The 14,439-nt window shown below is 38.6% G+C and carries 12 protein-coding genes and 1 pseudogene; 2 read left to right on the top strand and 11 right to left on the bottom strand.

The features are described from left to right. Positions 1–269: 269 nt before the first annotated feature. Complete coding sequence (locus BMSHG_RS24660; RefSeq protein ID WP_019157138.1) at positions 270–488, bottom strand: hypothetical protein; 219 nt, start codon at positions 486–488, stop codon at positions 270–272. A gap of 132 nt (positions 489–620) precedes the next feature. Between BMSHG_RS24660 and pdaB the strand changes: the two genes are divergently transcribed. Next, positions 621–1,373 carry a polysaccharide deacetylase family sporulation protein PdaB gene (gene pdaB, locus BMSHG_RS24655; RefSeq protein ID WP_019157137.1) on the top strand — a complete coding sequence of 251 codons (753 nt, stop codon included), beginning with the start codon at positions 621–623 and terminating at the stop codon, positions 1,371–1,373. A 95-nt stretch (positions 1,374–1,468) separates the two neighbouring features. Here the strand turns inward: pdaB and BMSHG_RS24650 are convergent, their stop codons facing one another. Then, the gene (locus tag BMSHG_RS24650; RefSeq protein WP_019157136.1) at positions 1,469–2,080 is read right to left on the bottom strand and encodes a KinB-signaling pathway activation protein; all 612 of its coding nucleotides are present in this window, start codon (positions 2,078–2,080) and stop codon (positions 1,469–1,471) included. Between the two features lie 192 nt (positions 2,081–2,272). Between BMSHG_RS24650 and gerD the strand changes: the two genes are divergently transcribed. Continuing rightward, positions 2,273–2,863, top strand: a complete 591-nt coding sequence (gene gerD / locus BMSHG_RS24645; RefSeq protein ID WP_019157135.1) for a spore germination lipoprotein GerD — start codon at positions 2,273–2,275, stop codon at positions 2,861–2,863. Between the two features lie 43 nt (positions 2,864–2,906). On the opposite strand, the gene BMSHG_RS24640 is transcribed toward gerD, so the two are convergent. The 9 genes and pseudogenes from BMSHG_RS24640 to BMSHG_RS24600 form a co-directional block, all read right to left on the bottom strand. Then, positions 2,907–3,953, bottom strand: a complete 1,047-nt coding sequence (locus BMSHG_RS24640) for an Mrp/NBP35 family ATP-binding protein (protein WP_019157134.1) — start codon at positions 3,951–3,953, stop codon at positions 2,907–2,909. A 116-nt stretch (positions 3,954–4,069) separates the two neighbouring features. Next, positions 4,070–4,789 (bottom strand): N-acetylmuramoyl-L-alanine amidase CwlD, encoded by a 720-nt coding sequence (gene cwlD, locus BMSHG_RS24635; RefSeq protein ID WP_019157133.1) that lies wholly within the window; start codon positions 4,787–4,789, stop codon positions 4,070–4,072. 115 nt (positions 4,790–4,904) lie between these two features. Further along, positions 4,905–5,348: a YbaK family protein gene (locus BMSHG_RS24630; protein ID WP_019157132.1), complete on the bottom strand. Its 444-nt coding sequence runs from the start codon at positions 5,346–5,348 to the stop codon at positions 4,905–4,907. Between the two features lie 454 nt (positions 5,349–5,802). After that, positions 5,803–6,945: a mannitol-1-phosphate 5-dehydrogenase gene (locus BMSHG_RS24625; RefSeq protein ID WP_019157131.1), complete on the bottom strand. Its 1,143-nt coding sequence runs from the start codon at positions 6,943–6,945 to the stop codon at positions 5,803–5,805. Positions 6,946–6,958: 13 nt separating this feature from the next. Then, a complete protein-coding gene (locus tag BMSHG_RS24620) occupies positions 6,959–9,049 on the bottom strand; it encodes a BglG family transcription antiterminator (RefSeq protein ID WP_019157130.1) in 2,091 nt (696 codons plus the stop codon). 85 nt (positions 9,050–9,134) lie between these two features. Continuing rightward, positions 9,135–11,045, bottom strand: a complete 1,911-nt coding sequence (locus BMSHG_RS24615) for a PTS mannitol transporter subunit IICBA (protein WP_019157129.1) — start codon at positions 11,043–11,045, stop codon at positions 9,135–9,137. A 179-nt stretch (positions 11,046–11,224) separates the two neighbouring features. Next, positions 11,225–11,683, bottom strand: coding sequence for a hypothetical protein (locus BMSHG_RS24610; protein ID WP_019157128.1), 459 nt, complete (start codon positions 11,681–11,683; stop codon positions 11,225–11,227). A gap of 3 nt (positions 11,684–11,686) precedes the next feature. Next, a pseudogene (locus BMSHG_RS26930) lies at positions 11,687–12,475 on the bottom strand (hypothetical protein). A gap of 124 nt (positions 12,476–12,599) precedes the next feature. Next, positions 12,600–14,435, bottom strand: a complete 1,836-nt coding sequence (locus BMSHG_RS24600) for an ABC transporter ATP-binding protein (RefSeq protein ID WP_026073614.1) — start codon at positions 14,433–14,435, stop codon at positions 12,600–12,602. Between the last annotated feature and the right edge of the window lie 4 nt (positions 14,436–14,439).

The raw sequence follows: 14,439 nt of genomic DNA, 5'->3' as shown, positions 1-14,439 counted from the left end.
GAAGCTCCAATGTCTGTCGAAGCTGTACAGTCGCCTTCACTATTATATGTTGACGTATGATTTGTTTAGTTTTCAAAGTGCGATTTCTCGGTTTTCCATAAGGAAAATTCTTCTTTATCGCTCGTAAGCGACTTTCTTAATATAGCACACCGCTCGACTTTCGTCAACAACTTTTTAAAAACTTTTTTGTTTTTACTCAGTTGTTATCAGCGACGTTTATTAATATATCAAGATAGCAATGTGAAGTCAACACTTTTTTCGCAAATTATTTAAATGCTTTTTATAGAGCGAAGATACGTTAAACATTCTTCTGTAGGAGCAACCCTTTTAAATAAAGAAAATAATATTTTATACCTTTCTTCCATCGCTCTTTTGACGATATGATCAATCCGCTCATCGTCTAAATCAAAAAGAATTTCATCCATTTCTCTTTTAATTAAATATTGAATCTCTTTTACTTCCTTTTCATTAATCATCATTCCTAACACTTTAACCACTCCTATAACTTAATGGTTATTGTAGTGTTATCCATTTTAATTATTTTTATGACTTCATTAACATATTTTTCTTATCGAAGCATACCTATGAGACAAGGAGTGTATTGGACGAGGTGATGGAAGATGAACTTTTTTTTCGTATTAAATGGAAAAACGATTAAGCAGTTAACCCTTATTGTTGTAGCAGCCTTTTTCACAGCGTGGTTTTTGTATCTAGAAAGTTTTATTCATATCCCTACTTTCTCAGATAAAAATGACCCAAAGGCCATTTACAAAGGAGAAAAAGATCTCGCACTAACCTTTAATATTGGGTGGGGAGACGAAAAAGCAGAACCGATTCTCGACATTTTAAAAAAGGAAAAAATAACGACAGCAACCTTCTTTTTATCTGGATCGTGGGCTGAAAGACATCCTGACTTAGTCAATAGAATTGTTAAAGATGGCTACGAAATCGGGATATTAGGTTACAACTATATTGATTATACCGATGTCAAGGAAGAGGAAATTCGAAAGGATCTGGCTACAGCAATAGAAGCGTTTAGTAAATTGAATATCAAAAATATTAAACATGCCCGTGCTCCAACAGGTCATTTTGATCAAAAAACTTTAAAAGTAGCTGAACGCTACGGCCTAACTCTTGTACATTGGAGTGTTGATTCGAAAGATTGGACAAATCCTGGAGTTGAAATCATCGTAGATAATGTCTCGAAAGCAAAAAAAGGAGATATTATCCTGATGCATGCATCTGATTCTGCAAAACAAACTGCCGATGCGCTTCCTTCAATATTAAAGGAACTTCGTAAAAAAGGACATAAGCTTATAACCGTTTCTGAAATGATTGTAAATGCTGATTCGAGTACAAAAGAAATAAAGTAACCGTTTCACGTTTACTAATCGAAGGCAAACAATGAAGTATTTGAGTTGATTATATACAATTATCATTTCAGCACAAGAAAAGAAGCCTCCCTTTATTAGGATGGCTTCTTTTCTTGTGCTGATTTTTGATTTAATTTATGAAGTATGAGCATTTGATAACCGTTGCATAATAGTAATGGATAAAGCATTAAGTATAGCCAACCTTCTTCATTCACTCGAAGAACAGGCATCCATTCAATTGTCGTCACAACAATCATAAAAAAGACCGCTGGTACAAAAGCTTCTCTATTTGTTTGTTTCGCTTTAAAATACGCTACAACAAGTGCCACCACGAGTATTATAGCTGGATCCAATAAATAAGAAGTGACTTCCCCGCCAAAGGCTCTAAGACGGAAATAGACTAAATCAAATAAAACAAATAAAATAAGAACAATTTGTACAGCATTCCATAGTTTTACCGACTTAAATATCCCGAGACCAAAGCGATGCACAGTCAAGTAAGCAAAAAAGCCCATTTGACTAATTAAACTAAAAATCAAGCCTACTCCAATAAACCAAAACAATGTGGATAAGATTTTTAGAATATCAAAATCCGTAAAATACGGTTGAAATTCATCCCAACGAACAATAAATCCTATGATTCCAGTCGCAAGCCCACCCAATAACAATGTGGACATAAACAATTGAACAACATAACGGCTTTTCACGTTTGTTTTCCTCCAAGTTCTAGATTCCCCTCTAGATTGTACCAACCATAGTTTGAAAAATCTAGGTATTCGGATCAAACGCATAAAAATTGTCGAATTTCTTCATCCTAATCGATAAGTAGGCTTATATGTTCATCACTAAGATTTGCAACTATAGACCTAATTTAGCATTTAGTGAAAGGAGCTTTTGTTATGAGGAATAAAATGGTTTTGCTCCTCATTGGTTTACTTATTTTTGGAGTTGCTGGTTGCGCCCAAACAGAAGCAGGAAGTAAAGAATTAGATTACGAAGAAACAAAGAAAATGGTTGTAGACATTTTAAAAACAGACGATGGAAAAAAAGCCCTCCAAGAAGTCATGGATGACGACGGAATGAAAGAGCGTCTCGTCATGGATCAAGCAGTCGTTTCTTCAACCATCCAACAGTCTCTTACATCTGAAAAAGGGGCAGAATTTTGGAAAAAACAGTTTGAAGACCCTAAATTTGCAGAAGCCTTCGCTAAAAGCATGCAACAGGAACATGAGAAACTCATCAAAAACTTGATGAAGGATCCAGAATATCAAGGGATGATGATTGAACTCATGAAAGATCCCGAGTTAACAAAGGAAGTTACTGAATTAATGAAAAGCAAAGAATATCGTGAACATTTACAAAAAGTCATGACCGAAACCTTTGAAAGCCCTCTTTATAAGGCGAAAATCGAGGATATCCTTCTAAAAGCTGCCACTGAAAAGGCTGGCGCTGAAGGAGAAGGTGGAGAAGAAAAGAAAGAAGAAGAATAAAAAAAAGAGGATGTCCAATAAATGGGTATCCTCTTTTTCTAAATTACTGTTTTAATTTTGAATTCACTTTTTCTGCAATGTCTAAATAAATTTTACCCATTTTATGATCTTCTTGGTAGACGGAAGGCGCAAAATCGTCTTCGTTCCAATCAGGCTGTCCTAATGGCAATTGCCCTAACACTTCAGTTTGAAGCTCATCCGCAAGCTTCTCTCCACCACCTTGGCCAAATACATATTCCTTTTCGCCAGTTAACTGACTTTCAAAATACGCCATATTTTCAACAACGCCGAGGATTTCATGGTCAGTTTTCAATGCCATCGCTCCAGCACGAGCTGCAACAAAAGCTGCTGTAGGATGAGGAGTTGTAACGATTACTTCTTTACAAGAAGGAAGCATAGAATGTACATCTAACGCAACATCTCCTGTCCCTGGCGGAAGATCCAATAATAAATAGTCTAGGTCACCCCACTCCACTTCATTAAAGAAGCTATTGAGCATTTTCCCTAGCATTGGACCACGCCAGATGATTGGTGCATTATCTTCCACAAAGAAACCCATGGAGATGACTTGTACACCAAAACGCTCAACTGGGATTATTTTTTCGCCGCGAACAGCTGGTCGCTCTGTAATCCCCATCATATCCGGAACACTAAATCCGTAAATGTCTGCATCCACTAGTCCTACTTTTTTGCCGAGTCTCGCTAAAGAAACAGCTAAATTGACAGAAACTGTAGATTTACCTACTCCCCCTTTACCACTCGCTATGGCAATAAAGGTTGTATCACTTTTCAGCAAGCCTTCAGATTCATCTTCAGCTGTTCGATGCTCGGCAAGCACTTCTTCTGGAAGTTGCGAGAAGCGAATTCCAACTGTTTCAGCACCGCCTTGTTTCAATAATCGAACGACTTCCTGTTGAAGCTGTAATTGCTCTGCAGTTCCAGTTTTAGCAATCGCTATTTTGACACTGACGTGATTTTTTTCTTCTTTAATTTTAATTTCCTCGATTGCATTCAATTCTTTTAACGATTTATGTAAGAAAGGTTCCTTAATACCGCTAAGAATTTCAACAACTTTTGCTTCCGTTAACATGTATGACACCCCTTCTTGAATTCGTTTCCAATCATAGTATAACATATAACATATCCCTGTCTGTTAATTCAATCACACCCTAGAAAATGAAAAAAGAAAGGCTAGTTAGCGCCTTCCTATTCGCTTTCCTCTAATTCATCCTCTTTTGAATAATAGCGCAATATCCCTTTATAGATAGATGCGGCAACCTGTTCTTGATAGTCTTCTTTCGTCAGATTTTGACGTTCTGCTGGGTTTGATAAGAAACCAACTTCCACTAGTACCCCTGGCTTTTTGGCATATTTTAAGATATATACTTGATTGATCGGCTTTGCTTTTCTTGTTGTATTTTCTAAATTAAGGCGCAGTTCATCTTGAATAAATTTCGCCGCTCGTGCATTCTCTGATATTTGACTTGCATAAAAAGTTTGCGCTCCGCTCCATCTTGGTGAAGGAATCGCATTCAAATGAATACTGACATAAAAGTCCGCTTCAGATTCATTAATCATATCCAGTCTTCTCTTTAAGTCTTCTGTTTTACGGCGACTAAGCCCTTTTGTTTCCTCATCCGCCAAATCTTTATCTTCCTCACGGGTCATCATCACTAATGCACCTTGTTGTTGCAGATAATCTCGTAGCTTAAAGGAAATCTCAAGGGCAATATCTTTCTCTAATGCATCTTTGTCACCAGCACCGCCATCAGGACCACCATGCCCAGGATCTAATAAAATTATCTCCCCTGAGAGGGGAAGGTTCCACGGTTTAATGGAATTATTCTCTCGAAAATCATATTGTAAAATGAAAATCAATAGGGTAAGCCCTACAAGAAATGCCGCTATTTTAATTTTCCTGTTCATGCGCCTTAACCAACCCTTCCTGCTCGTCCTTTTCAATTCAATATATGGGACAAGTAGAAGGATTAGAACAACGAATATAGCCCTTCCTTTTCTCTGCTTTATCGTTTGCCTTGCGCTAATGAAGCCTCAGCTTATGTCTTCTTTCTCCTTTACGAAACCCTTCCATCCACCAGCTATCGACATACTGTTCACATAAGTAATAAAGTGACTCACTATAGATCCCTTCATTCCCTTTCCCCCAATAAAGCAAGAAGTTATATAAAGTATCCATCAAATGTTTTTCCTCTTTCCTACATCTATTCTTTACGTTCTCAATGTCCTCACCATAGTAACCAAAGCGGCTGAAATGAGCTCCTAATAGATACGCTTCTATTGCTACGTCATAACAAGCCTCTTCAACTCCCGATTGTAAAATAAGGCTCGACGTTAAGTCCGATGAACCAAAAAATTGTGTCACTCGTTCTTTTAAGGCCTTAAGAGAAATTTCCCTTAACACTGATTTTTCATATTTTAACTGCTTCTCTTTTCTTTTTTCATTAAAGGTTGTCACCACATTCACGGATTGCTCACCCCTTTCGCATAGTCTTTATCGACTTCGAAAGAGAAATACCAAGCACCCATTGCCAATTTTTAATCTAAATGGAAAGGCTCTAAGCTCCTACAAAATGTAGGAAGCTTCCGGTTTGTCTCATTCGCTCCAACCATCTCTCACCCTTAAGCGGAATTTTTCCTGTTATCTCCTCAATGAAGTCCCTTTTAGGAGAAATAACGGAAGATTTTCCGCTTATGGAGGGCAAAATCACTTATTTTGGCTTTTTTTGAGGAAATAGCAGGAATTTTTCCTGTTATGTCGGCTCTTTTTCATGATGTTTGCTTATTAAGCGGAACCTTTCCTGTTATGTTTTCATACCGATACGCCAACTGTATATACGAACACTTATCCACAAGTCGAGGGAATTTATAAATTCCGGATAAAAAAAGCCATCGAGAAATTTCTCGACAGCTAAAGGCATTTATTTTTTCAATACACCATATTGATTAACAATTTCCTTTGTCAGTTCGTTTGTTGGTTCTAAGCCAGAAACTTCCTGTAGTACGTACTCGACTCCATGTTCTTGAATCATCGACTGTAATTTAACCGCATCTTCATCCCCACTAAAGTCAAACATTAACGCAGCGGCAATCGCCTTCGCTAAGTTCGTGTAAGAAAGGCCAGCTTTTTGAGCTTGTAGAGCAGGTCGGACTAATCGGTCCTCATGACCAAGCTTTCGAAGTGGAGAACGTCCTACTCTTGTAACACCATCATTCAAATGTGCATTTTCGAAGCGTCCGATAATTTTATCGATATATTTCTGATGATCCGCTTCATCCAATTGATATTCATGGATCAAATAAGCACCTGTCTCACCAAGAGTCGCCTTTACTTGCTTATAAATCGCTTCATCCGCTAACGTTTGATCAATCGTTTCTTTGCCGGCAAGATAGCCGAAGTAAGCAATTACCGCATGTCCAGTATTTACCGTGAACAGTTTTCTTTCAATGAATGGTGCAAGTTCAGGAACGATTGTCATTCCTTCAATATGAGGAATTTCTTCGCTTGATTCCACAACCCATTCATAGTATGGCTCAACAAGAACATCCAGCGAACCTTCATTGTTTTGAATCGGTACGATGCGGTCAACAGCTGAATTCATGAATGAAACTTGGGCTAAGACTTTCTCTTTCGTCGCTTCATCAAGATGTTCCATTATGTACCCTTTTAATAAATCCGTTGCCGAGATCTGATTTTCACAAGCAATAACATAAAGCTTTTCATGATTTTTCTCGACTCTAGCAGCTAGCCCCTTCGCAATTAACGGTGCAATTCTCGGAAGAATATTAGGCCCGATCGCAGTTGTTAAATACTCCGCATTCGTAATCGCTTCGATCACTTCATTTTCCTGCTTCAAGTTATTCAATCCTGAGACGTTTTCGATTTTTACCGACTCTTTCGCATCTGTTGCGAGCATCACTCGATACTCTTTTTTCTCATTTAATTGATCGATTATTGGGTCTGCAATATCAACAAATACTACTTGATATCCTGATTGGGAAAACAACGCTCCAATAAACCCTCTCCCAATATTACCTGCTCCAAAATGTACAGCTTGTTTCATCGGAATCATTCCTTTATTTCAAAATTTTAAAATTGGTATCGATATATTTTACAAAGATCGATTTCAGTTTGTTATAGATTAATTCTTCGTTCGCTGACGAAAAAATAAGGAGGGCCTCATCTGTTTCGATAATACTCGTACTGATCAAACTTAATATCTCCTGTTCCCTCATACTCAATTCTTCCGGTGCAAGCATGAGCAACAAATTCTTCATTAACACATCTTGACCATCCATTCCTTTGACTAGACATGGATTTGGGAGATGGGTAATCTGAAAAATAAGCTGATGCACATTCTTATTGCGCGTGTGAAAAAGAGCAATATTCGTCTCTGGAATCCCCAGTCCACCCAGCGCCCCTCGCTCTCTTAAAGCTGTCAAAACATCCACCGAGTTCTCAAGCAGCATCTCCTCTTCTGCCTTTCGAAGCATTACTGCGAGAATCTCCTCTTGACTCGCCCATTGTTCCATTCGATAAAATCGAAAATGATTCATAAGCGACTCAATGCTTTGATGAACATCCTTTAAATCCTGCAACATATCATCCAATTCTACATGGTGCTCGTTTCTTTTTGAAAAGGGTTCTCCTGTTACATACTCTTTACCCTGCGTCATCGTTTCAATATGATTCTGTAAAAAGGTCTTTATCGTAACAATATTCTCTTCCGTCAAAAGGGGATTTACCAATGTATATTCCACATTCATAAACGGCAAGCGCACAGTCGAGATAATCATGTCATACTCTTTTAAATCGACTTGTCCCGTTATATCCTTTATTGACTTAATTTCAATCGCATTGATTTCACTGATTTCTTTTTTTATTCGGCTCGCCAGCATTTTCGAAGTACCGATTCCCGTTGGACAGATCACCAATGCTTTAATCAATAAATTTTCTTCACGCATCACGAGGGAAGAACCAAAATGCAAGACCATGAACGCAATTTCATCGTCTGGGAAATCATCAATTTCTTGAAATTCTCGTTCTACTCCATTTTTTACAGCTAAAAATAGGACCGGATATTTCTGTTTGATTTCCTCTTTTAATGGATTAAATGTCTCCATTTTTTGCTTTATTCGAAACAGGGATGGACCCATATGGGCGAGCAACCCTTGGAACAAAGAAAAATCTTGCGTTAAATCGACATGTAATTGATCAGATACCGCTTGAATCACATTTTTGATCTTCTGGGCAAAAATAATACTGTCATTCGGTACAGCATCTGAAGCACGAAGCTTTGAACCCTTGAGAATGAGGGCTAAATAAAAAACATCTTCCTGTGAAACCTCAACATCAAATGTTTTCTCAAGCTGCCGCACAATTTGCTCCATCAATTCATACTCTACTGCAACCTCGCTCTCCGTTAGACTGACTTCCTCATCCATAAGGAAATTCGTTTCACTTCGTTGCAGCGTGATATAAATATGTAATATCACTTCTAAAAACCCACTGTCTGCGAGGCGTTCAGGTTCATGATGAAAAGCCGCTGTCACAAGCGTGTTCACTTCCTGCAAATGCTCCGGAATAAAATAATGAAGTACTTTATCCTCATGAAGTGCGTCTTGCTCTAACAAAAACAACTTTTCGATTAATTCATCGTGGAAATTTTGAATAAAAAAATAGGCCAGTGCCCTACGTTTATTGGCTTCACTCCCATATAATTCAACGCCCACTCCTCTTTTTCTCGTAAGTTTAAGCTGAAAATGGCTAAACCACGCTGTTAGTTCATCCAAATAGACCGCCAACGTAGCCGTGCTCACGCCAAGATAATTGGCTAACACCTGCGTTTTATACATATCCTCATTCAAAATCGCCAGTAGGAGACGTAATTTCCGCTCCTGTGGTGTTTCATCAATGGGATCATGGGAAGTTAAATGCTGAACAAGGCGAAAGATCTGTTCATTTTTCCCCTCAATTACTAGTCCTTCGTTCTTGTTGCGCGACAGTTTCAGATCAAAATATTCTAAGATCTTATCCACTGCTTTCAAATCTCGTTGAATCGTCCTAGCACTTACATGAAGAGAGGTTGAAATCGATAAAGCAGTATGTTTCCCTGACGTTTTAATAATCAGTTCAATAATCGCTTTTTCTCTCGAGGTAATGTGCATAGTTATCAACTCATTCCTGATAAAATAGCTATAAACAATGAATAGAAAAGCGCAAAACTACGCTTTTCTATTCCTAAAGTCTAATTTATTTCTTTCCGATAATATCGATGATCTCTTGAGCAGTTTTAGCCTCAACCATTTTTTCGATATTTTCCATATCAGAGCATGTGACAGCAATTCCAGAAAGAATCTCTAGATGCGTACCATCTTTTCCAGCAATCCCGAAAATTAAACGAACCTTCTGTCCATCAAAATCAATACCTTCTGGTACTTGGATTACCGTAAATCCAGATTTAAGCACAGCTTTTTTCGCACTTTCCGTTCCATGCGGGATCGCCACATCATTCCCCATATAGGTTGAAGTCATTTGTTCACGTTCAATCATTGCCTCTACATAGCTTTCTTCTACGTAACCTGCATTGACTAATGCTCTTCCAGCAAAACGAATCGCTTCATCTTTATTTGCAAACGTTTGATTCAAGAAAACATTTTCCGGAAGAAGCAAGTCTTCACTTTGTCCTTCTTGTGATTCATTAACCGTTCCTGCTTCTTCTGCTTCCTCGACAATTTCGTGTAGTTCAGAATTTGCCGGAAACTGTAACTTGCTTATTAACTTATCATATTCAGGACTAGATAAGAAGTTATCGACGGAAATATGGTAAGCATTAGGCACTTTATTCCGTGCTCTTGGTGTTAACTCTTCTTGAGTAATGATAATTTGAGCATCTGCCGGGAGATTGCTGATGGATGTATTGGTAACAGCTACATCCATGCCAGCTTCCTTCACCTTTTTACGAAGGAGAGAAGCTCCCATTGCGCTTGAACCCATTCCTGCATCACACGCAAAAATGATTTTTGTCACGTTATCAGGCATTGCTCCTTGATCTCCTGCAAACACATTCGCAACAGAGCTTTTCTTGCCCTTCATTTCTTGCATCTTTTGAGCCGCTGCTTCAAGATCATCTTCACCTTGTTTTCCTGTTTTCAAGATAAACGATGAAGCAAGAAATGATACAGCTGCCGCAACGATAACACCTGCAAAGTTAGCTAAATAGGCACTTGCATGGTGTGGTGTAACTGCTGTAATGGCAATGATACTTCCTGGTGAAGATGGAGCGAATAAACCACCGCCTAATAATACTAATGTAAACACGCCACTCATTCCACCGAGGATAACCGCAACAATTAACAGTGGACGCATTAAGATGTATGGGAAGTAAATTTCATGAATTCCACCAAAGAAGTGAATGATTCCTGCACCTGGAGCCGACTTTTTCGCAGCTCCTTTCCCAAAGAACATATAAGCAAGTAGAACACCAATACCAGGTCCTGGGTTTGCTTCTAATAAGAATAGAAGTGATTGTCCCGTTTCTTTTGCCTGTTCAATGGCAATTGGAGAAAGGACACCATGGTTAATGGCATTGTTTAAGAATAAAACTTTCGCTGGTTCGATTAAGATACTTGTTAACGGTAATAAACCTGTACCTACCAACCAGTCAACCCCTGCAACAAGTGCATCTGTAAATGTTGAAATGACCGGGCCAACACCTAGGAAGGAAAGAATTGCAAGGATCGCCCCTAGAATACCCGCAGAGAAGTTGTTGACTAGCATTTCAAAACCAGCACGAATTTTCCCTTCGATCATCTGGTCAAATTTCTTAATCACCCATCCACCAAGTGGACCAATAATCATCGCTCCAAGGAACATCGGGATGCCCGCACCCGCAATAACCCCCATTGTCGCGATCGCACCAACAACGGCTCCCCGTTGATCGTAAACTAACTTACCACCTGTATATCCAATTAATACTGGGAGCAAGTAGGTCACCATTGGGTCAACCATTTTAGCAAGTTCTTCATTTGGCCAGAAGCCAGTAGGTATAAATAAAGCTGTAATTAAACCCCATGCGATAAACGCTGAGATGTTCGGCATTACCATAGAACTAAGGAAATTACCGAACTTCTGAACAGCCACTTTAATATTAGACTGAGACATTTTAATCTCCCCTTTATAGTTCGTTCTTCCTTATCCTATCTTAGTATGATAGCGTTATCAACAAAGTCAAAATACAGCTTTGTCGCATACTTTAAGACAAAAGTAGTGTATCTCAACTTTCGAATTTTTTACGCAACTTCGCTTAAATATTTCCGTTCTTAACTAGGGGGAGCATTCACTCATTTCACTTTTGCGACCCCTAAGGCATAGTGCTTAAAAAGAATATTTTCGACAGTCTCTGCTTTTTCCTCCTCACAATCAACAATAACAATGATTTCAGAGTGATATCCCTTCATAAGTCTTCTTTTCTTTTTTAAAACGACTTCAGTGAAAAGACGAATCACAACTCCAAGTACAAAACCTACTGTAGCGCCAATTAAGCCCCAATAAATCGGTCCCCACGCAAGTTTAAACCCGATACTTGCTCCAATAACTGCAAACGCTGTTGATAATGCGGCCCCAATATCAATTAAAGAAGTTCCGTCAGAGCGTTTTATGTTATCAAATAACTTATGCTCCTCACTTCGGTTATCGAGAGGGACGACAAATATATGTTCTTTCTTAATTCCTTTTTTCTCCAATGTAGAAATCGCCATCTCGATATAGGCCGTATGTTCAAATGTGGAAAATAGTTGCATGCTCTAATTCACCTTTTGCCCTTTTAATACTTTAAAGAACGGAGATTGATAGTTCTTCTTGAAAAAAGCTCGCTGTTCTTTATCAAATAATTTGTTATTCTCAACCGTATTGATGTAGGAGTCATAGACTGAAAAACCGTATAGTGAGGGGAAAAATAAGAGCCACTCAGGGTTTATAAGTGAAGTAGCTTTTTCAATATCTCCTAAAAACAATAAAGAGATTGCCTCTAAACCTCGAGATTGATAAAAAAAGACTACCACCCAAATGATCACAAAAAAGGCTGTTACAATTCTATGTAGGTACAACTGTCCAAGTCCTGGGATAAAAAGAGACCATATGATCGCCATGACTGGATTTCTTTTATCCAAATAATTAATTTCAAGCTAGCCAATACTAAATGAATTGAATCTGTGTTCCTCATGCTCTGCCAAAATATATACTTTGTTCATATCAACGGTTGTTCGATAACTATCCCAAATTCCAAAAATATAAACCGGTATATAGATTAATAACCACCTTGTATCCAAAATATCTTTCGCCTTTTCAATATCACCTTGGAAAGAATAGATCATGGCAAAATTGAGATTGCATTTAATATTGACGACGACTTCCCACATAAACAACACGAAACCGCGAAGATACTTCGATAATAGAAGATGCCCAAACCCTGGGAAAGCAGCGCTCCACCAAGCGATAATATAGGGATTACGAAGATGAATTTGCGTCGTACCTAGAATGCTAACATGGGCTATGTATCTTCTTGCTGAATTATCATTACTATGATTGTCCATACTTTCACCTATTGGAAAACTTTTTTTCTTTTAGCATTTCTTTTGCACAGCATCTTTATGCAAGAGAGTCAATAAAGAAAAAACGGCTCTCAATCCATGTGGAATGAGAGCCTTTCTATACATCTTATGAAACTTGTTCAAATTGGCTATTGTAAAGCTCTGAATAGAAGCCATTTTTTTCGAGTAGTTCTTCGTGATTGCCACTTTCGATAATATCTCCATCCTTCATCACAAGGATTAGATCTGCATTTTTTATGGTAGAGAGCCTGTGAGCAATGACGAAAGATGTTTTACCGACAGTCAACTTATCCATCGCTTCTTGAATCAATACCTCTGTTCGTGTATCTACAGAGCTTGTCGCCTCATCTAGAATAAGTAATGGTGCATTTTCAACCATTGCACGAGCAATCGTAATGAGCTGTTTTTGACCAGATGACAAATTCGCTTTATCATCTAAAATTGTGTCATAGCCCAGAGGCAGCGTTTTAATGAAATGATGGAGCCCCACTGCCTTACAAGCTTCTTCTACTTTTTCATCGGTTACATATTCTTTTGAGTATTTAATATTTTCACGAATCGTCCCTTCAAATAGCCATGTATCTTGCAAAACCATACAAAACAGATTGTGAATATTCTCCCTCGTCAGCTTGTCAATCGGCACACCATCAATCAATATTTCCCCATCATTGATTTCATAAAAGCGCATCAGTAAATTGACAAGCGTCGTCTTACCCGCTCCGGTAGGACCAACAATCGCTACCTTCTGTCCTGCTTTAGCGATTGCGGAAAAGTCATTAATGACCATTTTATCCTCACTATACCCAAAACGGACATGACGAAATTCCACATTCCCTTTCGCTGTTTCTAGCTTTTCCATCTTATCGCTTTCGTTATCTAGTTCTTCCTCATCAATGAATTCAAATACGCGCTCACTTGCAGCAGCAGTCGATTGTAAGCTCGTCGCTACTTGCGCAAGTTGAGAAAGAGGTTGAGTAAAGAGACGTATATAAATCATGAAAGCGACGATGACGCCAAATGAAATCGATCCGTTGTGAACCAATACCGCTCCGACAATACAAACGACAACATAGCCGAAATTTCCGACAAACATCATCAGCGGCATCATGAGACCGGACATAAACTGTGATTTCCAGGCACTATCATACAATCTTGTATTGATATCATGAAATGTATTTTTCGCTGCTTTCTCACCGTTGTATACCTTGACGATAGTATGGCCAGAATACGTCTCCTCAATATGCCCATTGAGCTTTCCTAGTTCCTGTTGCTGTTGAATAAAATGACGTTGCGATTTAGAGATAATTAAAGACATGCATCCAAAACCAACGATTGTTGACAGCACAGCCGAAAGAGCCATGATCCAGTTCGTATAGAACATCATCACGAGAGAACCTAAGAACATCGTTAAAGAGGTCACCAACATTCCTAAGCTTTGATTCATCGTTTGTGCAATTAAATCAATGTCATTCGTAACACGACTCAGAATATCACCATAACTCGTTTTATCGAAATATTTTAACGGCAAGCGATTGATTTTCGTAGAAATATCCGTTCTCAATCGTTTCGTTACGCTTTGAGTAATGGTCGCCATGATGAATCCTTGAACATAGTTAAAGATAAATCCTAAGCCATACAAAATTGCCAGAATTACCGCTAAGCGAATAATGGCATCAAGGTCGATTTCTGCCATTAATCCTTCCCCGATTAAATCTGTCATTTGACTAAGGATCTCTGGTCCGACAATATTAAAGATTGCTCCTACCATCCCAAGTGCTAAAGCTATAATGATGAAGGCCAAATACTTCCTACAGTAGCCAATTAACTGTTTCATCGCCTTTTTTACGTTTTTGGGTTTTGCTCCCGGAGCACCCATTGCACCACCTGGTGGTCCTGGATGAGCGCCTTTGCTTCCTTTTATTTGATTATCCTCAGGAGCCATCTTT

The sequence above is a fragment of the Robertmurraya massiliosenegalensis JC6 genome (assembly GCF_000311725.1).
In the GTDB taxonomy this organism is placed as follows: Bacteria; Bacillota; Bacilli; order Bacillales; family Cytobacillaceae; genus Robertmurraya; species Robertmurraya massiliosenegalensis.
This window is presented reverse-complemented; position numbering and strand designations above follow the sequence as displayed.